Below are 22,914 nucleotides of genomic sequence, written 5' to 3' on the forward strand. Positions count from 1 at the left end.
ATTTGTTCCCCAAGACCTCACGCAAAGTTAAATAAAATGTGATAACTCCGCCGGTGGCGGTTGTGTAGACTTCAGAGAGAATCGGGCAATCAGCGGTAATGAGAATGGACAAGCCAAAACGAATTTTGATCGTCGAAGACGACGGCGACATCGCCGAGCTGCTGCAGCTGCATCTGCGTGACGAGGGTTACGCCATCAGCCACGCCGCCGACGGCAATCAGGGCATGGCGATGCTGGAACAGGGCGGCTGGGACGCCTTGATCCTCGATCTGATGTTGCCGGGCGTCGATGGATTGGAGATTTGCCGCCGGGCGCGTACCATGACGCGCTACACGCCGATCATCATCACCAGCGCGCGCTCCAGCGAGGTGCACCGCGTGCTGGGGCTGGAGCTGGGCGCCGACGACTATCTGGCCAAACCCTTTTCCATGCTGGAGCTGGTGGCGCGGGTCAAGGCGCTGTTTCGCCGTCAGGAGGCGATGAGCCGCAACCTGCGCCTGGACGCCGGCGCGCTCAGCTTCAACGATCTGACCATCGATCCTATCGCCCGCGAGGTGCGCCTGCACCAACAGCCGATCGAGCTGACGCCGCGCGAATTCGACCTGCTGTACTTTTTCGCCCGCCACCCGGGCCAGGTATTCTCGCGCCTCAGCCTGTTGAATCAGGTCTGGGGCTATCAGCACGAAGGGTATGAGCACACCGTCAACACCCATATCAACCGGCTGCGCATCAAGATTGAGCGCAATCCGGCGGAACCCGAGCGCATCCTCACGGTGTGGGGCATGGGCTATAAATTCGCGGCCGCGCCGCAAGAGTGAGCCATGAAAAACCTTACGTTAGCGCAACGCCTCACGATTATCTTCGCGCTGCTGATCGTCATCGGCTGCGCCTTTTCCGGCTGGATGCAGGTGCGCAGCAATACCCAGTACAGCCAGGCGGTGATCCAGCGCCTGTCCGGCAACCTGGCGCAGCATATCGCCGACAGCAATCCGCTGCTGGGGGTGAACGGGCCGGATCCGCAGGCGGTGCATACCCTGTTCGACCAACTGATGGCGGTGAACCCCAGCGTTGAGGTTTACCTGCTCGACAAACAGGGCACGATTATCGGCAACGCCGCGCCGGCCGGGCATCTGAAGCGGCAGCGGGTCGCGCTGGCGCCGCTGCAGGCGCTGCTCGATGGCGCGCAGATGCCGGTGTACGGCGACGATCCGCGCAGCGCGGACGGGCGCAAGGTGTTCAGCGTTGCGCCGCTGAAGGTCGACGGCCGGATCGAAGGTTACCTGTATGTGGTCTTGCTCGGTGAGGAGTACACGGCGCTGGCCAGCAACGCCCAGTTCAACTCGGCGGCCAGGATGGCGCTGTGGACCTCCGGGGTGATGGTGCTGTTCAGCCTGCTGGCCGGCGGTTTCGCGTTTTACTGGGTCACTCGCCCCATCCGGCGCCTGACTCGCCAGGTCAATGCGCTGGACAGCGGCGGCATCGAGGCGGTGCAGGCCTACGCGGCGCTGCCGGCGGCGCCGGCCGGGCGCGACGAAGTCAGCCAGCTGCAACAGGCCTTTCACCGCATGGCGCAGCGTCTCGCCGAACAGTGGCAAACGCTGGCGCAACAGGATCGGCTGCGGCGCGAATTCATCGCCAACGTCTCGCACGATCTGCGCACCCCGCTCACCTCGCTGCACGGCTATCTGGAAACGCTGTCGGTCAAGGCCGCCACCCTGAGCGACGCCGATCGGCGCCGCTATCTGGAGATCGCCCTGGCGCAGAGCCGCAAAGTGGGCAAGCTGGCGCAGGAGCTGTTCGAGCTGGCGCGGCTGGAGTACGGCGTGGTGAAACCGCAGAAAGAGCCCTTCTCCCTCAGCGAGCTGTTGCAGGACGTGTTCCAAAAGTTCGAGCTGGCGGCGGAGGCGCGTAATCAGCGGCTGCACGCCGATATTGCTCCCGGCATTCCGCCGGTATTCGCCGATCTCAGCATGATTGAGCGGGTGTTGACCAATCTGCTGGACAACGCCATTCGCCATACGCCGCCCGGCGGCGACATCGGCGTGCGGCTGTGGCGGCAGGAAGATCGGGTGATGGTGCAGGTCAGCGACAGCGGCCCCGGCATTCCGCAGACGTTGCGCGCCGATCTGTTCGTGCGGCCGTCGGTCCTGAGCGGCGCCCGGCGCCCTGCGGGCGGGCTGGGGTTAATGATCGTGCGGCGCATTCTGCAGCTGCACGACAGCGATATTCAGCTGATCGAACAACCGCAAAGCGGCGCCTGCTTCCGCTTTGCCATTCCGCCGCGTTAATCCGGCTTAACGGTTATTGCGCTAACGGGAACCGCAGGCTGAAAATGAGGCTGGCGGCAGACGCGCGCCCGGTACATTCGGCGCGCGCCTCACCGCCGTGCAGCGTCATGATGGCGCGTACGATAGACAGCCCGAGACCGCTGGCATGGCTGCCGGCGCTGCGCGCGGGATCGGCGCGGTAGAAACGATCGAACAGTTTTTCCAGCTGTGCCGGCGCGATCGGCGGCCCCTGATTGATGACCTGCACCCACCAGGCATCGGCGCGCCGTTCAGCCCGCAATACGATCAGGCTGTTTTCATCGGCATAGCGCACCGCGTTGGCCACCAGATTGCTCAGCGCCCGCTGGAACAACATCGCGTCCGCCTTCAGCTCGCCTTCCCCTTCGCAGTTCAGCGCGATGCCGCGTTCTTCCGCCAGCCCTTCGAAGTAATCCGCCACCCGCCGCAGCTCGACCGCCACATCCAGACGACTGTAGTTCAGCACGGACTGCGCCTCACCGGCGCGCGCCAGAAACAGGATGTTTTCCACCATGCGCGAAATACGCTCCAGCTCATCCATATTGTTCGACAATAGGGTTTCGTACTCCTCCACGCTGCGGGGTTGATACAGCGCCACCTGACACTGGCCCATCAACGCGCCCACCGGGGTGCGGATCTCATGGGCCAGATCGGCGGAAAACTGCGTCAGCCGCTGATAGCCTTCATTCAACCGATCGAGCATCGCATTAAACGCCCGGGTCAATTGCTGTAACTCCTTCGGCGCCCCCTGTTCACTGAGGCGCGTCGACAATGTATTGGGCGCGATCTCCGACGCCTGCGCCGCCATGCGCCATAGCGGCCGCAATCCGCGGCGCATGACCCCATAGCCCAGCAGCGCAATCAGCAGGAAAGCCACAACGACCGCCGCGACAATGCGCCACAGGTAGCGCGCCAGCATTTTCTGTTCGTTGACCATCACGTGCGCGGCGGAAATCTGCAGCAAACTGCCGTCTTCCAGGCGCACCATTGCCGACGCCGCGCGCAGCGGCACCCCCTGCGCCGTTTCCCCGCCGCGCACGGCGGCCAGCGTCTGCGCCTGTTCGGGCAGCGTCGGCGCGATCGGCGGCAGGGCCACCCTGGCCGGATTCACATTGATGAGCGGTTTTTGCCCCGGAATTTGGAAAATCAACACATCCTGTTCATTGCCCAGCATATTTTCGAACAGGCCGTTATTAGCCGTCAGGCGCGCCAAAGGAAAGCGCTGCCCCAGTAAATGGCGGAAATACTCTACGCGCCCGGTCACCTGCAGATCGCTGCGGAGCGTCATTTCCTGACGCATGGCGCCGAACAGATACCAGCCCGCCCCGCTCACCACGCAGGCGGCCACCAGCGCGAACAGCATGGCGGTGCGCAGCGTCAGCGACACCGGCCGACGTGAAGCGCGGGCGTTCACGAGCGCGGCTCGCAAACATAGCCGATGCCGCGCACGCTGTGGATCAGCTTGACGTCGAACGGCCGGTCGATTTTGGCGCGCAGGCGTTTGATCGCCACATCAACCACATTAGTGTCGCTGTCGAAATTCATGTCCCACACCTGGGAGGCGATCTGCGTGCGCGACAGCACTTCACCTTCGCGCCGCACCAGCAGATGCAGCAGCATGAATTCTTTATTGGTCAACGGGATCACCTGATCCTGGCGCACCGCCCGGCGGCGCAGCACGTCCAACTGCAGATCGGCGATGGCGTAATGATCGGCTTCGCGCGCCGGCCCGCGGCGCAGCAAGGTGCGCAAACGCAGCACCAGCTCGGTAAAGGAAAACGGTTTGATAAGATAGTCGTCCGCGCCCAGCTCCAGACCGTGGATGCGATCCTGTACGCCGTCGCGGGCGGTGAGAAACAGGATCGGCACGTCGCTTTTCTTGCGCAATACCTCGATGATCTGCCAGCCGTCCAGCCCCGGCAGCATCACGTCGAGCACGATCGCATCGTAATCCTGCTCCAACGCGCGAAACAGCCCGTCGGTGCCGGTGCGCGCCAAATCGACGCCGTAGCCCGCTTCCCCCAGCCCTTTCTTCAGGTAATCCCCTGTGCCGATATCGTCTTCAACTACCAGTATTCGCATGCTCGCCACCTCGTTACGTCTGCAAAAATACTAGCAGCTTCGGCGGACAAACTTGATGACATTAATGTCATCAAACGGCCATGGCGCTGACCCAATGGCTCAACCATGCTTAACCGGCAAACTCATTTCAGGAGAACGTTATGATTACCCGTCATCGTATAGCCGGTTTACTGTTATCCACCTTGCTGCTGTCCAGCGGCTTGGCCGCCGCCGCCCAACCGCCGGGCAAGGTGATTGCGCCGCTGCGCGGCACCATCAGCCAGGTTGCCGACGGCAATCTGCAGCTGACCGATCGCAAGGGCGAGACCCTTAGCGTCAAGCTGAACGATCAGACCAAAGTGCTCAGCGTCTCCAAAGCCACGCTGGACGACATCAAACCGGACAGCTTCATCGGCACCGCAGCCGTGCCGCAGCCGGACGGCACGCTCAAAGCGCTGGAGGTGCACGTGTTCGCCGCCAGCCTGCGCGGCACCGGCGAAGGGCACTCTGCCTGGGAATCCGCCGACGGCAAAGTGGACACCATGACTAACGGCACCGTCGGCAAACTGGTGAAATCCAACGGCCGTACCCTGACCGTCACCTACGGCAACCAGCAGAAAACCGTTGTCGTGCCGGAAGACGTGCCGATCGTGACGCTGGATCCGGGCGATCTGAGCCTGCTGAAACCGGGCGTGCACATCGTGCTGTTCTCCGCCGCCAACGAAAAGGGCGAGCGCGTCGCCACCCGCATTTCCGCCGGCAAAGACGGCACCGTGCCGCCGATGTAACCGGAGGAATGCCATGAAGACCAACGCGTCGCCGCCGGTGCATCGCAGGCCGGTTCGCATCACTCATTGGATCAACCTGTTCGCCATGGTGTGCATGTTCATGAGCGGTTGGGAAATCTACAACGCCTCGCCGCTGTTCGATTTCCGCTTTCCGCCGCAGATGACGCTGGGCGGTTGGCTGGGCGGCGCGATTGGTTGGCATTTGGCGGTGATGTGGCTATTGGCGCTCAACGCCGTCTGCTATCTGCTGTGGAGCCTGTTCAGCGGTCATTTTCGCCGCGATCTGTTGCCGCTTCGCATCGGCGCGCTGCGGCAGGATATCTGGCTGGCGTTGACGCTGCGCCTGCGCCACCGGCATGGCCACTATAACGCCATTCAGAAACTGATGTACCTCGGCGTACTGGCGCTGGGGCTATTACTGGTGCTGTCCGGCCTGGCGATTTGGAAACCGGTTCAGCTGCAGGGATTGGTCGCGCTGTTTGGCGGCTTCGACTTCGCGCGCTACGTGCATTTCTTCGCCATGGCCGGCATCGGCCTGTTTGTGGTGATCCACGTCTTTATGGTGGCTGTCGTGCCCAAAACCCTGTGGGCGATGATAACGGGTGGCAAACATGAATGAGAAAAAACAGCGGGCAACCGCGCCGACGCTGGAACCGGACCAAAAAAAGCAGCTGGTCAATCTGCAGCGCCGCCTGATGCTGCGTTCCGGCCTGACGCTGGGCGGCATCGCCATGCTTACCGGTTGCAACCTGCAAGACGGCGATCGGGTGGATAAGGTGCTGTGGGCCATGTCGCGCTGGAACGACCGGGTGCAGGCCTGGCTGTTCAGCGGCCAGCGGTTGGCGCAAACTTACCGGCCGGATCAGATTACCCACCCTTTCCCCTTCAACGCGTTTTACCCGGAATATAACGTCCCCGAGATCGATCTCGCCGGCTATCGGCTTGAGGTCGCGGGGAAAGTGGAGAAAAAAGCACCCTGGACGCTGGAACAGCTGCAGCGGCTGCCGCAGCAAAGCCAGATCACGCGCCTGATCTGCATTGAGGGCTGGAGCGCCATTGGCCAATGGGGCGGCGTGCCGCTGCGCACCTTTCTGCAGCACGTCGGCGCGGATCTGAATGCCGGTTACGTCGGCTTCAAATGCGCCGATCGTTACTACTCCAGCCTCGACATGGCCACCGCGCTGCACCCGCAGACCATCCTGGCGCTGGATTTCGGCGGCAAGGCGCTGCCGGCGGACTATGGCTACCCGCTGCGGCTGCGCGTGCCAACCAAGTTGGGGTTCAAAAACGCCAAACATATCGCCGCGATCTTCGTCAGCGACGTCAATCCGGGCGGCTATTGGGAAGATCAGGGCTACAACTGGTTCAGCGGTATTTAGTTTTGCGCGGCGCTGCGCATAAGCCTCATCGGCGGCTGGAGGAGCCTCTCCGTCGCGGTTAATAATCAGTTCGTCACAAAGGGGATAACTATAGGAAAAATAATAGTAAAAAGGATTTTATCATGGAGATTGATGTGAGGGAGTCACACACTGGAATAGCAGACACATACAGATATCAGATTGCTGTCAGAAAAGGTGATGGTAAATCGGCCATCTATCATTTGGATTTCAAGAAAATTGGGCAAAACATGCACCATTGGTTTGCCCCAGTGTATGTGGACACTGCTCTCCTCAATAATGCTTTCTCTCTGGAGTTTTATGATGTTAAGGCGTTGAGCGACGCAAACAGGCATCGGCGCTCAGCTTTCGATACCTATACCGCAATGCGTTATACCCTTTTCCAACGCGAACGCTTATTCGTAGTTGGCATCGGGGAAACCCTTCTCAAGTTTGCCTATCAGTATCATGCCAGGCTCATCTTAAGCGCACCGTTAAGGCCAGCATTAGCTAAAATTTATGATTTATTGTTGAAAAAATACGCCCACAAAGGGCATTATTTATACAAAATAGAGTTTATAAAGGACGGCCTCTATGTCATCGAAATCCCGCGTAGCCCCCATAGCATCCCACACTTACCTGCAGCACGTTAAGGAACAGCGCCTGAAAGAGATGCAAGCTTTCCACGAAGAGTGGTGGGAACAAAGGCGCCGCGAATGGCGTGAACGCGGCGGCGTTGAAGCAAGTGAAGCGCCCGCTCGTGGCATCGATACCGAACTTTCATCCTGATCCCGCTTCGTTCTTATTCCTCTTCTCCCGCCGTCAGCAATGCAATCCCCGCGTGCTCAATGGCCTCCCGCGCGGCGGCGGGCAACCCCTCGTCGGTAATGACGGCGTCAAAGGCGGCGATCGGCAGCGCCAGGTAAGTCGCGACCTTGCCGTATTTGGACGTATCGCTGAGCAGAATGCGGCGGCGGCTGGCCTCGACGATGGCCTTCTTCACCATCACCTTGTCTTCGTTCGGCGTCGACAGGCCGCGCATGCTCCACGAAGAGGCGGAGATGAACGCCAGATCGATAAACAGACCGCGCAGCGCCTGCGCCGCCGCTTCGCCGACGCAGGAGCGGTTTTCCCGGCACACGGTGCCGCCGGTGTGGATGATTCGGCACTGGCTGTGTTCGATCAGGAAGCCGGCGATGACAAAGTCGTTGGTCACTACCGTCAAATCGTCACGTTCACCGATCTGTTTCGCCAGCGCCAGCGTGGTGGTGCCGGCATCCAGATAGATACAGCTGTTGGCGGGAATTTGCCGCGCCGCCAGCCGGCCAATGGCGATTTTCTGCCGGCCGAACATCCCCTCTTTGGCCTGGTGCGAAGGTTCGCTCGCCACCCGCTCGGGCGCCTGTACGCCGCCCGAGACCGACTGCACCGCGCCCTGTTCCTCCAGTTTTTGCAAATCACGGCGGATCGTCATGTGCGACACCCCCAGCCGTTCGGTCAGCTCGGCAATGCTGACGACGCCGCGTTCGGATACCAGCGCAAGAATTTGTTGATGGCGTTCTACAGGTATCACGGTTCCCTCTCGTTGCTGCGGTGATAATAATTGTGATTTTACGTCAATTTTCGTTCGCCGATAGCCCTAAATTTTCGCGGCGTGACGGCGCACGCAGTTAGGCCAGGTAAAAATAAACTTATTTAAAAACATAATAGTAATGTTGATTCAGGCCAGAAATTAGACGAAAAATCCGTTTCACACATTGTTAATTATTGTGATATCGATCGCGGATAAACCGTCGTCAAGCGCTTACATTTAACACAACAAAACAAATTATCACTAAAATTAACAGGAGTGCAGTATGACACACCCAGGGAATTATGCCGTCTGCATCATCGGACTGGGCGCGATGGGCATGGGCGCGGCGCGTTCGTGCCTTCGCGCCGGATTGGCCACCTACGGGGCGGACCTGAATCCGCAGGCGCTGGCGACGCTGCAGCAGGCCGGCGCGCAACAAGCGTCTACCAGCGCGTGCGACTTCGCGGCCGAGTTGGACGCCGTGCTGCTGCTGGTGGTGAACGCCGTCCAAGTGAAACAGATCCTGTTCGGCGAACAAGGCCTGGCGCCAAAGCTCAAGCCAGGCACTGCGGTGATGGTCTCTTCGACCATTTCCGCCGATGACGCCAAACAGATCGAGCAACGGCTGCTGGACTACGGGCTACCGATGCTGGACGCGCCGGTTTCCGGCGGAGCGGCCAAGGCGGAGGAAGGCCAGATGACGGTGATGGCCGCCGGCGCCGACGCCACCTTCGAGCGTCTGCAACCCGTGCTGGACGCCATCGCCGGCAAGGTTTATCGCATCGGCGAGACCATCGGTCTGGGCGCGACGGTAAAAATCATCCACCAGCTGTTGGCCGGCGTGCACATCGCCGCCGGAGCGGAAGCCATGGCGTTGGCCGCCCGCGCCGGCATCCCGCTGGACGTGATGTACGACGTGGTCACCCACGCCGCCGGCAACTCCTGGATGTTCGAAAATCGCATGCGCCACGTGGTCGACGGCGACTATACGCCCAAATCGGCGGTGGATATCTTCGTCAAGGATCTGGGGCTGGTGGCGGATACCGCCAGGGCGCTGCACTTCCCGCTGCCGCTGGCCTCCACCGCTTTCACCATGTTTACCGCCGCCAGCAACGCCGGTTACGGTAAAGAAGACGACAGTGCGGTAATCAAAATCTTTGCCGGCATCGATCTGCCGCAAAAAAAGGAGGCGCTCTGATGCTGCTTGGCGTAATCGCGGATGACTTTACCGGCGCGACCGACATCGCCAGTTTTCTGGTGCAAAACGGCCTGCCGACGGTGCAGCTGAACGGCGTGCCGCAGGACGAAACGCAGGTAAACGCACAGGCGGCGGTCATCAGCCTGAAATCGCGTTCCTGCCCGGCAGAACAGGCGGTCGAACTGTCGTTGCAGGCCCTGGCCTGGTTGCAAAAACAGGGCTGCCGCCAGTTCTACTTCAAATACTGCTCCACTTTCGACAGCACCGCACAGGGCAATATCGGCCCGGTGACCGACGCCCTGCTCACCGCGCTGGGGGAAAATTTCACGGTTGTCTCACCGGCGTTGCCGGTAAACGGCCGCACGGTCTATCAGGGCCACCTGTTCGTCGGGGAACAGCTGCTGTCTGAATCCGGCATGCGTCATCACCCGGTCACGCCGATGACCGACAGCAACCTGCTGCGCCTGATGGAATCCCAGGCCGCCGGGCGCTGCGGGCTGGTGACGGCGGCGGAAATGGATCGCGGCGGCGAGGCGGTCAGCGAGAAGCTGCGCCAATTGGCGCAGGAAGGCGTGCGCTACGCGGTGCTGGATACGCTCAACGAGCGGCATCTGCTCATTCAGGGTGAAGCGTTGAAAACGATGAAGCTGGTGACCGGCGGTTCGGGCCTGGCGATCGGTCTGGCGCGGCAATGGGCGCAAAGCGGCGCTCGTTCGGCAGAGGCAGCCGGCGCGCCACAGGGGGAAAAGGCAGCAGTGCTGTCGGGCTCGTGTTCTGTGATGACTAACCGGCAGGTGGCGCACTACCGCGAGCGCGCTTCGGCGCAGGCCATCGATATCGGCCGTTGCCTCGAACCACAGGCACGCGCCGCCTACGCCGCCGAGTTGGCGCACTGGGCGCAGCATCACGCCGGGGAGGCGCTTGCCCCGCTGATCTACGCCACTGCGCCGCCGGAAGCGCTGCAGCAAACGCAACGGCAGCACGGTGGCGCCGCCAGCGAGGCGGTGGAAGCGCTGTTCGCCGAATTGGTGGTGCAACTGCACCGGTTGGGATTCAGCCGCTTTATCGTCGCCGGCGGCGAAACCTCCGGCGTGGTCACGCAGGCGCTGGGCATTCGCGGCTTCCATATTGGCCCCGGTATTTCTCCCGGCGTTCCCTGGGTGCGCGCCAGCGATCGGGCGATTTCCCTGGCGCTGAAATCAGGCAATTTTGGCGATGAAGCCTTCTTCTCGCGCGCGCAAACGGAGTTTCCAGTATGAGCATGACGACCGAACAGCAAGCGCGCGAAGAGATGGTGCGTCTCGGCGCCTCGTTTTTTCAACGCGGTTACGCCACTGGTTCCGCCGGCAACCTCTCGCTGTTGCTGCCGGACGGCGCGCTGCTGGCGACGCCGACCGGCTCTTGCCTGGGCGAGCTGCAGGCCGATCGCCTGTCTAAAGTGAGCCTGAACGGCGACTGGCTGTCCGGCGACAAGCCGTCGAAAGAGATCAGCTTTCACCGAGCGCTGTATCTGAACAATCCGGAATGCAAAGCGGTGGTGCACCTGCATTGCACCTACCTCACGGCGCTCTCTTGCCTGCAAGGGCTGGACGTCGACAACGCCATCAAACCGTTCACCCCCTATGTGGTGATGCGCGTCGGCAAGGTGCCGGTGGTGCCCTACTATCGCCCTGGCGACGAAAGGCTGGCGCAGGATCTGGCGCGCCTGGCGCCGGCCCACCGCGCCTTTTTACTGGCCAACCACGGGCCGGTGGTGACCGGTAAAGACCTGCGAGCGGCGGCGGACAATACCGAAGAGATGGAAGATGCGGCGCGGCTGATCTTCACCCTCGGCGATCGTCCGATCCGCTATTTGACCGATGATGAAATTGCCGAATTACGGAGCTGACCCATGCCTAAATTTGCCGCCAATTTATCGATGATGTTTAACGAAGTGCCGTTCCTCGAGCGCTTCGCTGCCGCTGCCGAACAAGGCTTCAGCGCGGTGGAATTCCTGTTCCCTTACGAGCATCCCGCTGAGCTGTTGGCCGAAAAGCTGCGCGAGCACGGCCTGCAACAGGTGCTGTTCAATACCGCGCCCGGCGATGTCGCCGCCGGCGAATGGGGGTTGGCGGCGCTGCCGGGCCGCGAGCAAGATGCGCGCGCTGATATCGATCGCGCGCTGGCCTACGCCATCGCCCTTTCCTGTCCCTGCGTGCACCTGATGGCCGGCGTGGTGCCCGCGGGCGCGGATCGGCAACGTTATCTCGACACCTTTATCGCCAATGCGCGCTATGCCGCCGACGCCTTCGCCCCGCACGGCGTCAAGGTGCTGATCGAAGCGCTCAGCCCACCGGTCAAGCCCGACTACCTGTTCGCCAGTCAACATCAGGCGGCGGAGGTGGTGACGGCGATCGAGAGACCGAACGTGTTCATTCAGTTCGACTTTTTCCACGCGCAGTTAGTGGACGGCAATATCAGCGGGCTGCTGGAGACGCTGGCCGGGCGCTACGCGCATATCCAGATAGCCTCAGTGCCGGATCGTCACGAACCGGACGAGGGCGAACTAAATTACCCATGGCTGTTCGACAGGCTGGATGCGCTCGGCTATCTGGGCTGGATAGGTTGCGAATACCGGCCGCGCGGCGACACCGCCGCCGGGCTCGGCTGGCTGAAGCCTTACCGCTAACGTCGCACGCCGACACCAGGAAAACGATTTTATAACAATGAAACGCACCCGTATCGCCACGCGGCGATCGCGGTGCCCAACGCTTACCCAACGAAAGGCTTTTTTCATGTCTACCTCTCTGCTGTTGCTGATTGCCGTACTCGGCGTGGTGCTGCTGTTATTGATGGTGATTAAGGCGAAGGTGCAACCCTTTGTCGCGCTGTTGGTGGTCAGTCTGCTGGTGGCGTTGGCCAGCGGCATTCCGACCGGTGAAGTGATGAAAGTGATGACCGCCGGGATGGGCGGCGTGCTCGGCTCGGTAACCATCATCATCGGTCTGGGGGCGATGCTCGGGCGCATGATCGAACACTCGGGCGGCGCCGAGTCGCTGGCGCAACGTTTCAGCCAGGGGCTGGGGCCGAAACATACCGTCGCCGCGCTGACCCTCGCCGCATTTATCCTCGGCATTCCGGTATTCTTCGATGTCGGCTTTATCATTCTGGCGCCGATTATTTACGGCTTCGCCAAGGTCGCCAAAGTGTCGCCGCTGAAGTTCGGCCTGCCGATGGCCGGCGTGATGTTGACGGTACATGTCGCGCTGCCGCCGCACCCCGGCCCGGTCGCCGCCGCCGGCCTGCTCAACGCCGACATCGGTTGGCTGACCATCATCGGCCTCGCGATCTGTATTCCGGTCGGCGCGATCGGCTATTTCGCCGCCAACTACCTCAACCGCAAAACCTATCCGTTATCGATAGAGGTGCTGGAACAGCTGCAGCTGGCGGCGCCGGAGCCGCGGCCGGAAGGGCGAGCGCCGCTCAGCGATCGCATCAACCCGCCCGGCGCTGGCCTGGTGGCGGCGCTGATCGTCATCCCGATCGCCATCATCATGCTCGGCACCGTCTCCGCCACGCTGTTGCCGGCAGGCTCGGCGCTGCGCGATGCGCTGTCGCTGCTGGGGTCGCCGGCGGTGGCGCTGATGATAGCCCTGCTGCTGGCCTTCTACTTCCTGGCGCTGCGCCGCGGCTGGAGCCTGCAACACACCGGTGACGTAATGGGCGCCGCGCTGCCGACCGCCGCGGTGGTGATCCTGGTGACCGGCGCGGGCGGCGTGTTCGGCAAGGTGCTGGTGGAATCCGGCGTCGGCAAGGCACTGGCCGAAGTGCTGACGGCCATCGGCCTGCCGCTGGTGCCCGCCGCGTTTATCATTTCGCTGGCGCTGCGCGCTTCGCAGGGTTCCGCCACCGTGGCGATCCTGACCACCGGCGGCCTGTTGTCGGAAGCGGTCAGCGGGTTGAATCAGCTGCAGCTGGTGCTGGTGACGCTGGCGACCTGTTTTGGCGGGCTGGGGCTTTCCCACGTCAACGACTCCGGTTTTTGGATCGTCACGCGCTATCTGGGGCTGTCGGTGGCCGATGGCCTGAAGACCTGGACGGTGCTGACCACCCTGCTCGGCCTGAGCGGCTTTCTGTTCACCTGGCTGTTGTGGCTGGCGGTGTGATTTCTCTGGCATACTGAACGCCGTTGTTTTTCATCGCCTTTCACCCTGTGCAGGAGCAGCAACATGACCGTAATCAACACCGCGCCAACGCTTATCACCGAACGCCTGCGGCTGGACGCGCACACGCTGGACGACTTCGACTCGCTGGCCGCGCTGTGGGCCGATCCGCTGGTGGTGCGCTATATCGGCGGCACGCCGCGCGACCGGGAAGACTCCTGGGGGCGCCTGATGCGCTACGTCGGCCACTGGGCGCTGTTGGGATACGGGTATTGGGCGGTGCGTGACAAACAGAGCGGCGAGTATCTCGGCAGCATCGGCTTCTCCAACTTCCTGCGCGACATCACCCCGGCGCTCGACGCGCCGGAAATGGGCTGGACGCTGGTGAGCTCGGCGCACGGCAAAGGCTACGCCACCGAGGCGCTGCGGGCGGCGCTGGCCTGGGGTAAAACGCACCTGCCCGGCAAGCAAACCGTCTGCATCATCTCACCGGAAAACCAGGCTTCGCTGGCGCTGGCGAAAAAAGTCGGCTTTAGCGAAAGCCACCGCAGCGAGTATCACCAGAGCCCGATCGTCGTGATGCATTGCCCGCTTTGAATGCCTAAGCGCGTTGCGCCGCCAACGCCGTCTGAATGAAGTTGTCCCGCAGCGCATCGGCGCGCTGCGGATCCCAGGCGATACCGACCTGCCACTCCGTTTCCTCGCCGCTCAGCGGTAAAATGTCGATGCCGGCCGGCGCGATATGCGTGATGCTGTGCGGCAGCAGCGCGACACCGACGCCGGCGGCAACCAGCGCCAGCAACGTCTGGATATCGCCGGCCTGCTGCACCACGTTCGGCGTCAACCGGTGGGCGGCGATAAACCGCAGCGACTGATCGCTCAGCCCGCGCCCGCGTTTGGGAGTCAGCTGCAACAGCGGCAGCTGATTGAAACGCGCCATCAGATCGTCGGCGCGCAGCGCCAGCGCGCCCGGCGCGGCCAGCACCAACCGATCGCTCAGCAATGCCACGCCGCACAGCGGCGTATTGACCGGCAAGCGCACGAACCCCGCCTGCAACTCTCCCTGCAGCAACAGCTGATACTGGCGTTCCGACGGCAAGTCCTCCAGGCCGATCGCCACTTCGGGAAAACGTTGGCGAAAGGCCGCCACCAGCTGCGGCGCCAGATGAAAGCTGGAAAGGCCAAATCCCAGCGCCAGCCGCCCCGCTTCCCCGAGCGCCACCCGACGCGCGCGCCGCTGAAACTGCTGGTACTGCTCCACCAGCGCCTGCGCTTCCGGGTAGAGCCGCTGCCCGCCGGCGGTGAGCACCGCCCCCTGTCGGCCACGCTCAAACAATCGAACGTCGAGCTGGGTTTCCAGCGCCTGAATTTGCTTGCTCAGCGCCGGTTGGCTGATGCATAGCCGGCTCGCCGCCTGCCGATAGTTGCCCTGTTCAGCCAGCGCCACCAGGGCACGCAGTTGTTTTATATCCATTCCATTAGGTTATCGAATAGGGAATTTAATTGATTATACAGTAATCAAACCACCTGCTTTAATCAACGCAGACCCTCATCGGAGAGACACCATGACCATCTCATTACGCGCCGCCACGGTGCAATTCCAGCATCGCGCCAACGATAAGAATTACAACCTGTCTACCATCGAGCGCTTTATCGCTCAGGCGGCCGAGCAGCAGGTACAGCTGCTGGCCTTCCCGGAAATGTGTATCACCGGCTATTGGCACGTGCGCCATCTGTCCGACGCCGAAGTGCGGGCGCTGGCGGAACCGATCGCGTCCAGCCCTTCGCTGGCGCGCATTCGCCCGCTGGCTGAGCGTTACAATATGGCGATCGGCGTCGGGCTGATCGAGCTGGGCGACGACGGCCGTTGCTACAACGCCTACGCCGTATGCCTGCCGGACGGCGCGCTGCATGTGCACCGTAAACTGCACGCCTTCGAACACCCGGCTATCGCCAGCGGCGATCGCTATACGGTGTTCGACACTCCCTGGGGCGTGCGCGTGGGCGTATTGATCTGTTGGGACAACAATCTGGTGGAGAATGTGCGCGCGACGGCACTGCTGGGCGCGGAGGTGTTGATGGCCCCACACCAGACCGGCGGCACCCATTCGCGCAGCCCGCACGGCATGAAGCCGATCCCACAGGCGCTGTGGCAGCGGCGAGCGGAAGATCCGCAGGCGATAGAAGCCGCCTTTCGCGGCGAACACGGCCGCGGCTGGCTGATGCGCTGGCTGCCCTCGCGCGCTCATGACAACGGGCTGTTTTTGTTATTCAGCAACGGCGTGGGCCGCGATGACGATGAGGTACGCACCGGCAATGCGATGATCCTCGATCCCTACGGCCGCATCGTAGCGGAGACCTGGGCGGCGGAAGACCGGCTGGTCAGTGCCGATCTCGATCTGACGCTGATCCCGCTCAGTACCGGACGCCGCTGGATTTACGGACGCCGCCCCGAGCTGTACGGTTTACTGACCGAACCGCAAGGCTATGAGCGCGATGCCCGCAGCGCGCGCTTTTCGACGCAGCCGACGGGGCGCAGCGGCTAACGACAGATAAAAAAAATCCGCCCGAAGGCGGATTTTTTATCCGCGCGGCAACCTGTGCCGCGCATTCACGCCCGCAGGCATGAAGAAATCTTAGAAGCGGTAGCCTACGCCAACGTTCCAGCTGCCAACGTCCACGCTGCGGATGCGGCTCTGCTCGTAGCCAACGTCCAGGGCAACGTTTTCGATTGGGTTGAACTGCAGACCTGCACCGTAGGTGAAGCCGTAGTCGCTGTTGCCACCTTTGTTACCGCCAGCCTGGGCGTTGTCGATGTTTTTGCCGTAGCCAACACCGATCACACCGTAGATGCTCGCCCAGTCGTTGAAGCGGTAAGCTGGACCTGCGGTGATGGAATCGTACTGAGATTTCTTGTAGAAACCGCTTTCAGAACGATTTTTTTCCAGGTGGGTGAAGGAGCCGATCACACCCAGTGGGTTGTTGTCGAACTCGTAACGGTATTTCAGGTTGAAACCGTTGGCCTTGTTAGCAACGCCTTGGAGATCACCCTGCGCATAGCCAGCGGATACGGTGCTCTGACCAGCGAATGCGGTACCTGCGCTAACTGCTAATACGCAAGCTGCTACTGCGGAAAGACATGCAATTTTTTTCATAACCACCTCAAACGCGTTTTATTATTAAGTACATCCATTTGTTCATGCTTTGAAAATATAACAAAAATTAGCGTGAAACTCTGCCTTGAAATGAGTGTCTAATGCTTTATATCGTGTAACAGAAGATTTCAAGAACAGTGTATCTGCTTCTTTTCGCTCTATTTTCGGCCGTATTCTACGGCTTTCTGTGACAAAAATCACCAATTTAATATCCAGATAATTCTTAAGAAAAAGCGCACTTTTTGACCAAATCCGCCACATCTCATCCGAGGATCGGCGGATTTCACCGCGATGCGCGCTTTTCTCAGACAGATTTTCGCCATTTCATTTACACTGCTCGCATCCCCGTTTCGACCGTTTTCTCAAGGCTGAGGAACGGCGCAAAAAAGGCCCGTTAAGGATGTCGTTATCTACTTCCGGCAGAGCGCCCTCCGCGCTGCTGCCCATCTGTCTGTTAATCATCGCCATGGTGTCTATCCAAAGCGGTGCCTCGTTGGCCAAAAGCCTGTTCCCGATCGTGGGCGCGGAAGGCATTACGACGCTGCGTCTTTTCATCGGCACCCTGATTCTGTTCATTATCTTCCGCCCGTGGCGTATGCGCATCGTCGCCGGCAGCCGCTTGCCGCTGCTGATTTACGGCCTGTCGCTCGGCGCGATGAACTACCTGTTCTACCTTTCGCTGCGCACCGTGCCGCTCGGCATCGCCGTGGCGCTGGAGTTTACCGGCCCGTTGGCGGTGGCCATGTTCTCGTCGCGGCGGCCGATCGACTTTCTCTGGGTGGCGCTGGCGATCGCCGGGTTGTGGTTCCTGTTGCCGCTCGGCCACGGCGTAGGCGGGATCGATCCGTTCGGCGCCGCCTGTGCGCTCGGCGCTGGCGCCTGCTGGGCGGTCTATATCATTTTCGGCCAAAAGGCCGGCGGCGATCACGGCCCCGGCACGGTGGCGCTCGGTTCGTTGATCGCTGCGCTGGTGTTCTGCCCGATCGGCGCCTGGCAAACCGGCAGCGTGCTGTTCAACCTCGATATTCTGCCGGTCGCGCTGGCGGTGGCGATCCTCTCCACCGCGCTGCCTTATTCGCTGGAGATCATCGCGCTGCCCAAAATTCCGGCGCGCACTTTCGGCACCTTAATGAGCCTGGAGCCGGCGATGGCGGCGCTGTCCGGCATGCTGTTCCTCGGCGAACACCTGAGCGGCGTGCAATGGTTGGCGCTGGCGGCGATTATCGCCGCCTCCATGGGTTCCGCCCTGACCATTCGCCCCAAACCGCGCCTCGAAAGCCTTTCCTGATCGCCTGACTCGCCTGCCGTCCGCAACGCCGGAATGCAGGCGGGTTAACTGTTTTCCTCGTGACAAATCGGCATACTTCCCCTTAGCCTGTATCGCAGGTTCTTTGGACTTTCGCTCACATGGAGAATAACAGTGATTCACAACAGCCTTTTCAACCCACGCTTCGGCCGCGGACTCGCGCCGGCGCTGGTTTCAACCCTGACCGAGTTGCGCCGATGCGACCTGCCCGAACTGGCGCTGGGCCATCACCCGATCGACGGCGACAACATCTTTATGGACGTGATGACGCTGACCACCGTGCCTACGGCGGAAAAGCGCGCCGAAATGCATCAGGAGTACATCGCGCTGCATCTGCTGATCAGCGGCGAAGAACGCATCGAATACGGCCTGGCGGGCGACTGGCATCGCGAACATCCGCATGCAGAAAATAGCGATCTGCTGCTGCTGGACATCAAACGCCACCCGCAAACGCTGCACATGACGCACGGCATGTTCGCGATCTTTTTCCAGATGGAACCGCATAAGACCGGCTGCCTGTGGCAGCGGCCGCAGCACATCAAGAAAGCGGTGGTGAGGATCCATCACCGCCTGCTGCTGTGAGCCTGCGGCAGCGTCCGTAGAAAATCGGCGGCCTGGCGGGGAGAGCGCAAGCGCTTGAAACGGCCCCCTATATCGGTACGGGCCATCTCCGCCAGGTATTTTCGCCGGTTCTTCGAGTAAGTGCGGATCGTCCACAGCACGATCGACTCGCGGCTAAAGAAGGAACGGCGGAAACTTTCCCGATTGCCGGTGCCCGGCCACAGCTCGCTTTTGCTGGCCGCGCGTCGGCACGCGCGGCGCACGGCCTGCCACAGCGTGCGGCAGAAACCGTAGTCCAGCCACAGGATATAATCGACCTCGCGCCACTTGATCGGTTGCGTGCGGCTGTAGTTGCCGTCCAGCACCCAACCTCCTTCCGCTTCGGCCAGCGTCTGCTCAAGCCGCGCCAGAAACGCGCCATCGGGCGTCCCCTGCCACTCGGGCCGCCAATAGAGTCTGTCCATCTCGATATAGGGAACGTCAAGACGTTCCGCCAGTTGACGCGCCAGGGTGCTTTTACCGCTGCCGCTGGTGCCGACGACGTTAATTTTCATCACTCGCCAATAAAGACTGGGATAATTTCCATACTTTAGCCGTATCAATTACGCCTATCAATCTGAATAGGCTTGGCATTAACACCACGATAACAAAGTGGATATTTAACCAAACCTGCGCGTCCGCATAAAATAAGATAACGGGGATAAATTGTCACTGACAAAAATAATAATAAAAAACAAAATAACAATAAAATTCATAAAATTACACAATAGACAAAAACCAAATAAAAATATTGCCATTAGGCCCCTCCTATTTGTGCAATAGCCATTTTCGTGCGGCAAAAATAAACATCCCTGCTATAATTAATCCCGTAACGAAATAGGACAACGACTAATCAAGAGGATATCTGATATGAGTACCGCTAAACTGGTGAAAACGAAATCTTCTGATCTGCTGTATACCCGTAACGATCTGGACGAAAAAGTTAAACTGGCCGCCATCAAGGCGCTGAACCATCAGGTCGTGCAATTCATCGATCTTTCGTTGATCACCAAACAGGCGCACTGGAACATGCGCGGCGCGAACTTCATCGCGGTCCATGAAATGCTGGACGGCTTCCGCACCGCCATCATCGAGCATCAGGACACCTTCGCCGAGCGCGTGGTGCAACTGGGTGGCGTGGCGCTGGGCACCGTACAGGTGGTCAACGATCGCACGCCGCTGAAAAGCTACCCGACCAATATCCACAGCGTGCAAGAGCACCTGAAAGCGCTGGCCGATCGCTACGGCGCGGTCGCGAATGACATCCGCAAAGCCATTACCGAAGTGGAAGACGAAGACACCGCCGATATGTTCACCGCCGCCTCGCGCGATCTGGACAAATTCCTGTGGTTCATCGAATCCAATATCGAATAACGCGAAAGCGTTGCAGATCGCCCGTCGTTCCGGGCAGCGCAGGCTGGGCTTTGCCCGGCCTGTTTTCTTTTGCGCGACCGTTGCATTGTACAAAAAACGGCCCATATTAAACGGTAGGGTTTCCTTGTCAGGAGGTGATGATGGCCAGCGGCTGGGCGGCGGACGGCGCCGTACAAGATCAGATTGATTCCACCATCGACGATGCGGTGCAGCGCGCGCGTGAAGCGCTCGGGCACGGCGAGAGCGAACGCTATTGCCAGGAATGCGGAGAACCGATCCCCGAGGCGCGCCGCAAGGCGCTGAAGGGCGTGCGTTTTTGCGTCGCCTGCCAGGCCGAACAAGACAAAAAACACGCGGCCACCAGCCTGTACAACCGACGCGGCAGCAAAGACAGCCAGTTGCGTTAGCATTATCTGCTCCCCTTTTGCCCCTCTCGCAGTCACCCTTGCACCGTCAATGGATCATGAAAGTTAGAGTTAGTTATCAATATTGAAGCAAAAACGTTAAAGAACGGTTGTTTCACAGCCAAAATTTGGTTAATGATAGCCCCGTGCACCAAGATAATTCTTACGCACCATTTCGGTGCCTCATTGTGGTGCATAACCATAACAATTCGCCGTCATGGCACAACATCACGCAGTAACTCTTTGTTTTTATATTAGTTGAAAACATGGCACGATTTTTTCATGGCACCAACTGCAATATAAAAAATGGGTAATCCGCAACCTGTACAGGAATTCCTCTCATGAAGTCGATTTTTAAAGTCTCCCTGGCCGCACTCTCTCTGGCCTTTGCCGTAAGTTCCCACGCAGCAGACAAACTGGTGGTCGCCACCGACACCGCTTTCGTTCCTTTTGAGTTCAAGCAAGGCGACAAATACGTCGGCTTCGACATCGACCTGTGGGCCGCGGTCGCCAAAGAGCTGAAGTTGGACTACACCCTGAAACCGATGGACTTCGGCGGCATCATTCCGGCGCTGCAGACCAAAAACGTCGATCTGGCGCTGGCCGGCATCACCATCACCGATGAGCGCAAGAAAGCCATCGATTTCTCCGACGGCTACTACAAGAGCGGCCTGCTGGTGATGGTCAACGCCGACAACAACAGCGTGAAAAGCATCGACGATCTGAACGGCAAAGTGGTGGCGGTGAAGAGCGGCACCGGCTCGGTGGATTATGCCAAGCAGCACATCAAAACCAAGGATCTGCGTCAGTTCCCTAACATCGACAACGCCTACATGGAACTGGGCACCAAGCGCGCCGACGCGGTGCTGCACGACACGCCAAACATCCTATACTTCATTAAGACGGCCGGCGCCGGCAAGTTCAAAACCGTCGGCGATTCGCTGGAAGCGCAACAGTATGGCATCGCCTTCCCTAAAGGCAGCGACGAGCTGCGCGAGAAGGTGAACGGCGCGCTGAAAACGCTGCGCGAGAACGGCACCTATAACGAGATTTACAAGAAGTGGTTCGGCACCGAACCTAAGTAAGCTGTGAATTTGGCAAGCGATTAACTTAAGCACAGGGGGCGCTTAACCCCCTGCGCTTTGTTGTATCTGATACCCACGTTTGGGATCACCGGGAGAAATATCATGCAGTTCGACTGGAGCGCCATCTGGCCCGCCATTCCTATCTTGTTAGAGGGCGCCAAAATGACCCTGTGGATTTCGGTCCTCGGTCTGATTGGCGGCCTGATCATCGGCCTCGTCGCCGGCTTTGCCCGCACCTACGGCGGTTGGATCGCCAACCACATCGCGTTGGTGTTTATCGAAGTGATCCGCGGCACGCCGATCGTGGTGCAGGTGATGTTCATCTACTTCGCCTTGCCGATGGCGTTCACCGATTTGCGCATCGATCCTTTCACCGCGGCGGTGGTGACCATCATGATCAACTCCGGCGCCTACATCGCGGAAATCACCCGCGGCGCGGTGCTGTCTATCCATAACGGTTTCCGCGAGGCCGGCCTGGCGCTCGGCCTGTCGCGCCGCGAAACCATCCGCTACGTCATTATGCCGCTGGCGCTGCGCCGCATGCTGCCGCCGCTGGGCAACCAGTGGATCATCAGCATCAAAGACACCTCGCTGTTCATCGTAATCGGCGTGGCGGAGCTGACCCGTCAGGGTCAGGAAATTATTGCCGGTAACTTCCGCGCGCTGGAAATCTGGAGCGCCGTGGCGGTTATCTATCTGATTATTACCCTGGTGCTGAGCTTCGTGCTGCGTCGTCTGGAAAGAAGGATGAAAATCCTGTGATTGAATTTAAAAACGTCTCCAAGCATTTTGGCCAAACCCAGGTGCTGCACAACATCGATTTGAAGATCGACAAAGGCGAAGTGGTGGTGATCATCGGGCCGTCCGGCTCCGGCAAATCCACCCTGCTGCGCTGCATCAACAAGCTGGAAGAAGTCACCAGCGGCGATCTGATCGTCGACGGCCTGAAAGCCAACGATCCGAAAGTGGACGATCGGCTGATCCGCCAGGAAGCCGGCATGGTGTTCCAGCAGTTCTATCTGTTCCCGCACCTGACGGCGCTGGAAAACGTCGCCTTCGGCCCGATCCGCGTACGCGGCGCGAAGAAGTCCGATGCGGAAAAGCTGGCGCGCGAACTGCTGGCCAAGGTCGGCCTGGCGGAGCGCGCCCACCATTACCCGTCCGAACTGTCGGGCGGCCAGCAGCAGCGCGTGGCGATCGCGCGCGCGCTGGCGGTGAAGCCGAAAATGATGCTGTTCGACGAGCCGACCTCCGCGCTCGATCCGGAGCTGCGCCATGAAGTGCTGAAGGTGATGCAGGATCTGGCCGAGGAAGGCATGACGATGGTCATCGTTACCCATGAAGTCGGCTTTGCCGAAAAAGTGGCGTCGCGCCTGATCTTTATCGACAAGGGCCGGATTGCCGAAGACGGCAATCCGCACGATCTGATCAATCATCCGCCAAGCCCGCGTCTGCAGGAGTTCCTGCAGCACGTGTCCTGATCCTGGCGGTTTAACGGCGGGCGCACCACGCGCCCGCCGCTTTCATTCCGCACGCTCTCCCACGC

At 60.4% G+C, this 22,914-nt stretch carries 26 protein-coding genes; 20 read left to right on the forward strand and 6 right to left on the reverse strand.

Going from position 1 to position 22,914, the window contains the following annotated elements:
• Positions 1–104: 104 nt before the first annotated feature.
• A complete protein-coding gene (locus ACJ8OK_RS06770; protein ID WP_004939128.1) occupies positions 105–818 on the forward strand; it encodes a response regulator transcription factor in 714 nt (237 codons plus the stop codon).
• 3 nt (positions 819–821) lie between these two features.
• Positions 822–2,288, forward strand: coding sequence for a sensor histidine kinase (locus ACJ8OK_RS06775; protein WP_060559003.1), 1,467 nt, complete (start codon positions 822–824; stop codon positions 2,286–2,288).
• Between the two features lie 13 nt (positions 2,289–2,301).
• Here ACJ8OK_RS06775 and ACJ8OK_RS06780 read toward each other — a convergent pair whose 3' ends face one another.
• Together ACJ8OK_RS06780 and ACJ8OK_RS06785 are read right to left on the reverse strand one after the other, a co-directional pair.
• A complete protein-coding gene (locus ACJ8OK_RS06780) occupies positions 2,302–3,720 on the reverse strand; it encodes a heavy metal sensor histidine kinase (protein ID WP_118892291.1) in 1,419 nt (472 codons plus the stop codon).
• The gene (locus ACJ8OK_RS06785; protein WP_021504273.1) at positions 3,717–4,388 is read right to left on the reverse strand and encodes a heavy metal response regulator transcription factor; all 672 of its coding nucleotides are present in this window, start codon (positions 4,386–4,388) and stop codon (positions 3,717–3,719) included. Before ACJ8OK_RS06785 ends, ACJ8OK_RS06780 begins: the two co-directional genes overlap by 4 nt.
• 140 nt (positions 4,389–4,528) lie before the next feature.
• Between ACJ8OK_RS06785 and ACJ8OK_RS06790 the strand changes: the two genes are divergently transcribed.
• The 4 genes from ACJ8OK_RS06790 (at position 4,529) to ACJ8OK_RS06805 (ending at position 7,184) form a co-directional block, all read left to right on the forward strand.
• Positions 4,529–5,155, forward strand: a complete 627-nt coding sequence (locus ACJ8OK_RS06790) for a hypothetical protein (protein WP_004939163.1) — start codon at positions 4,529–4,531, stop codon at positions 5,153–5,155.
• A gap of 13 nt (positions 5,156–5,168) precedes the next feature.
• Positions 5,169–5,774 carry a cytochrome b/b6 domain-containing protein gene (locus ACJ8OK_RS06795; RefSeq protein WP_088381393.1) on the forward strand — a complete coding sequence of 202 codons (606 nt, stop codon included), beginning with the start codon at positions 5,169–5,171 and terminating at the stop codon, positions 5,772–5,774.
• Positions 5,767–6,534 (forward strand): molybdopterin-dependent oxidoreductase, encoded by a 768-nt coding sequence (locus tag ACJ8OK_RS06800; RefSeq protein ID WP_118892292.1) that lies wholly within the window; start codon positions 5,767–5,769, stop codon positions 6,532–6,534. The genes ACJ8OK_RS06795 and ACJ8OK_RS06800 overlap by 8 nt, the downstream gene beginning before the upstream one ends.
• A gap of 122 nt (positions 6,535–6,656) precedes the next feature.
• Positions 6,657–7,184 carry a hypothetical protein gene (locus ACJ8OK_RS06805; RefSeq protein ID WP_082996935.1) on the forward strand — a complete coding sequence of 176 codons (528 nt, stop codon included), beginning with the start codon at positions 6,657–6,659 and terminating at the stop codon, positions 7,182–7,184.
• A 149-nt stretch (positions 7,185–7,333) separates the two neighbouring features.
• Here ACJ8OK_RS06805 and ygbI read toward each other — a convergent pair whose 3' ends face one another.
• Positions 7,334–8,104 carry a DNA-binding transcriptional repressor YgbI gene (ygbI, locus tag ACJ8OK_RS06810; protein ID WP_060558992.1) on the reverse strand — a complete coding sequence of 257 codons (771 nt, stop codon included), beginning with the start codon at positions 8,102–8,104 and terminating at the stop codon, positions 7,334–7,336.
• Positions 8,105–8,387: 283 nt separating this feature from the next.
• On the opposite strand from ygbI, the gene ltnD reads away from it, so the two are divergent.
• From ltnD to ACJ8OK_RS06840, 6 genes are all read left to right on the forward strand, one after another.
• The gene (gene ltnD, locus ACJ8OK_RS06815) at positions 8,388–9,302 is read left to right on the forward strand and encodes an L-threonate dehydrogenase (RefSeq protein WP_082996936.1); all 915 of its coding nucleotides are present in this window, start codon (positions 8,388–8,390) and stop codon (positions 9,300–9,302) included.
• Entirely contained in the window at positions 9,302–10,561 is a 1,260-nt protein-coding gene (otnK, locus tag ACJ8OK_RS06820) for a 3-oxo-tetronate kinase (RefSeq protein ID WP_082996937.1), read from the forward strand. The genes ltnD and otnK overlap by 1 nt, the downstream gene beginning before the upstream one ends.
• Entirely contained in the window at positions 10,558–11,190 is a 633-nt protein-coding gene (gene otnC / locus ACJ8OK_RS06825) for a 3-oxo-tetronate 4-phosphate decarboxylase (protein ID WP_015377162.1), read from the forward strand. The genes otnK and otnC overlap by 4 nt, the downstream gene beginning before the upstream one ends.
• 3 nt (positions 11,191–11,193) lie before the next feature.
• Complete coding sequence (otnI, locus tag ACJ8OK_RS06830; RefSeq protein ID WP_082996938.1) at positions 11,194–11,970, forward strand: 2-oxo-tetronate isomerase; 777 nt, start codon at positions 11,194–11,196, stop codon at positions 11,968–11,970.
• A gap of 106 nt (positions 11,971–12,076) precedes the next feature.
• Entirely contained in the window at positions 12,077–13,447 is a 1,371-nt protein-coding gene (locus ACJ8OK_RS06835; protein WP_033633751.1) for a GntP family transporter, read from the forward strand.
• A 63-nt stretch (positions 13,448–13,510) separates the two neighbouring features.
• The gene (locus ACJ8OK_RS06840; RefSeq protein ID WP_004939196.1) at positions 13,511–14,041 is read left to right on the forward strand and encodes a GNAT family N-acetyltransferase; all 531 of its coding nucleotides are present in this window, start codon (positions 13,511–13,513) and stop codon (positions 14,039–14,041) included.
• 4 nt (positions 14,042–14,045) lie between these two features.
• Here ACJ8OK_RS06840 and ACJ8OK_RS06845 read toward each other — a convergent pair whose 3' ends face one another.
• A complete protein-coding gene (locus tag ACJ8OK_RS06845; RefSeq protein WP_135637956.1) occupies positions 14,046–14,918 on the reverse strand; it encodes a LysR family transcriptional regulator in 873 nt (290 codons plus the stop codon).
• Between the two features lie 91 nt (positions 14,919–15,009).
• Here ACJ8OK_RS06845 and ACJ8OK_RS06850 point away from each other — a divergent pair, with 91 nt between their 5' ends.
• Positions 15,010–15,990: a nitrilase family protein gene (locus ACJ8OK_RS06850; RefSeq protein ID WP_004939199.1), complete on the forward strand. Its 981-nt coding sequence runs from the start codon at positions 15,010–15,012 to the stop codon at positions 15,988–15,990.
• Positions 15,991–16,080: 90 nt separating this feature from the next.
• Here ACJ8OK_RS06850 and ompX read toward each other — a convergent pair whose 3' ends face one another.
• A complete protein-coding gene (gene ompX / locus ACJ8OK_RS06855) occupies positions 16,081–16,599 on the reverse strand; it encodes an outer membrane protein OmpX (protein WP_004939201.1) in 519 nt (172 codons plus the stop codon).
• Positions 16,600–16,999: 400 nt separating this feature from the next.
• Between ompX and rhtA the strand changes: the two genes are divergently transcribed.
• Both rhtA and nanQ read left to right on the forward strand, forming a co-directional pair.
• Positions 17,000–17,887, forward strand: a complete 888-nt coding sequence (gene rhtA / locus ACJ8OK_RS06860; protein WP_004939202.1) for a threonine/homoserine exporter RhtA — start codon at positions 17,000–17,002, stop codon at positions 17,885–17,887.
• 132 nt (positions 17,888–18,019) lie between these two features.
• On the forward strand, positions 18,020–18,487 hold the full coding sequence (nanQ, locus tag ACJ8OK_RS06865; RefSeq protein WP_060558984.1) for an N-acetylneuraminate anomerase: 468 nt from the start codon (positions 18,020–18,022) through the stop codon (positions 18,485–18,487).
• Here the strand turns inward: nanQ and ACJ8OK_RS06870 are convergent.
• Complete coding sequence (locus ACJ8OK_RS06870; RefSeq protein ID WP_048322544.1) at positions 18,469–19,020, reverse strand: AAA family ATPase; 552 nt, start codon at positions 19,018–19,020, stop codon at positions 18,469–18,471. The genes nanQ and ACJ8OK_RS06870 overlap by 19 nt on opposite strands.
• Before the next feature lie 355 nt (positions 19,021–19,375).
• Here ACJ8OK_RS06870 and dps point away from each other — a divergent pair, with 355 nt between their 5' ends.
• The 5 genes from dps to glnQ all read left to right on the forward strand — a co-directional run bounded on the left by dps (position 19,376) and on the right by glnQ (position 22,849).
• Positions 19,376–19,879, forward strand: coding sequence for a DNA starvation/stationary phase protection protein Dps (gene dps / locus ACJ8OK_RS06875; RefSeq protein WP_004939215.1), 504 nt, complete (start codon positions 19,376–19,378; stop codon positions 19,877–19,879).
• A 140-nt stretch (positions 19,880–20,019) separates the two neighbouring features.
• On the forward strand, positions 20,020–20,286 hold the full coding sequence (locus tag ACJ8OK_RS06880) for a DksA/TraR family C4-type zinc finger protein (RefSeq protein WP_048322540.1): 267 nt from the start codon (positions 20,020–20,022) through the stop codon (positions 20,284–20,286).
• 338 nt (positions 20,287–20,624) lie between these two features.
• The gene (gene glnH / locus ACJ8OK_RS06885; RefSeq protein ID WP_004939223.1) at positions 20,625–21,368 is read left to right on the forward strand and encodes a glutamine ABC transporter substrate-binding protein GlnH; all 744 of its coding nucleotides are present in this window, start codon (positions 20,625–20,627) and stop codon (positions 21,366–21,368) included.
• Between the two features lie 102 nt (positions 21,369–21,470).
• Positions 21,471–22,130 (forward strand): glutamine ABC transporter permease GlnP, encoded by a 660-nt coding sequence (gene glnP / locus ACJ8OK_RS06890; RefSeq protein WP_004939229.1) that lies wholly within the window; start codon positions 21,471–21,473, stop codon positions 22,128–22,130.
• Entirely contained in the window at positions 22,127–22,849 is a 723-nt protein-coding gene (gene glnQ, locus ACJ8OK_RS06895) for a glutamine ABC transporter ATP-binding protein GlnQ (RefSeq protein WP_004939230.1), read from the forward strand. The genes glnP and glnQ overlap by 4 nt, the downstream gene beginning before the upstream one ends.
• The last annotated feature ends 65 nt before the right edge of the window (positions 22,850–22,914 follow it).

It is taken from the genome of Serratia sp. CY71090 (assembly GCF_052166845.1).
In the GTDB taxonomy this organism is placed as follows: domain Bacteria; phylum Pseudomonadota; class Gammaproteobacteria; order Enterobacterales; family Enterobacteriaceae; genus Serratia; species Serratia nematodiphila.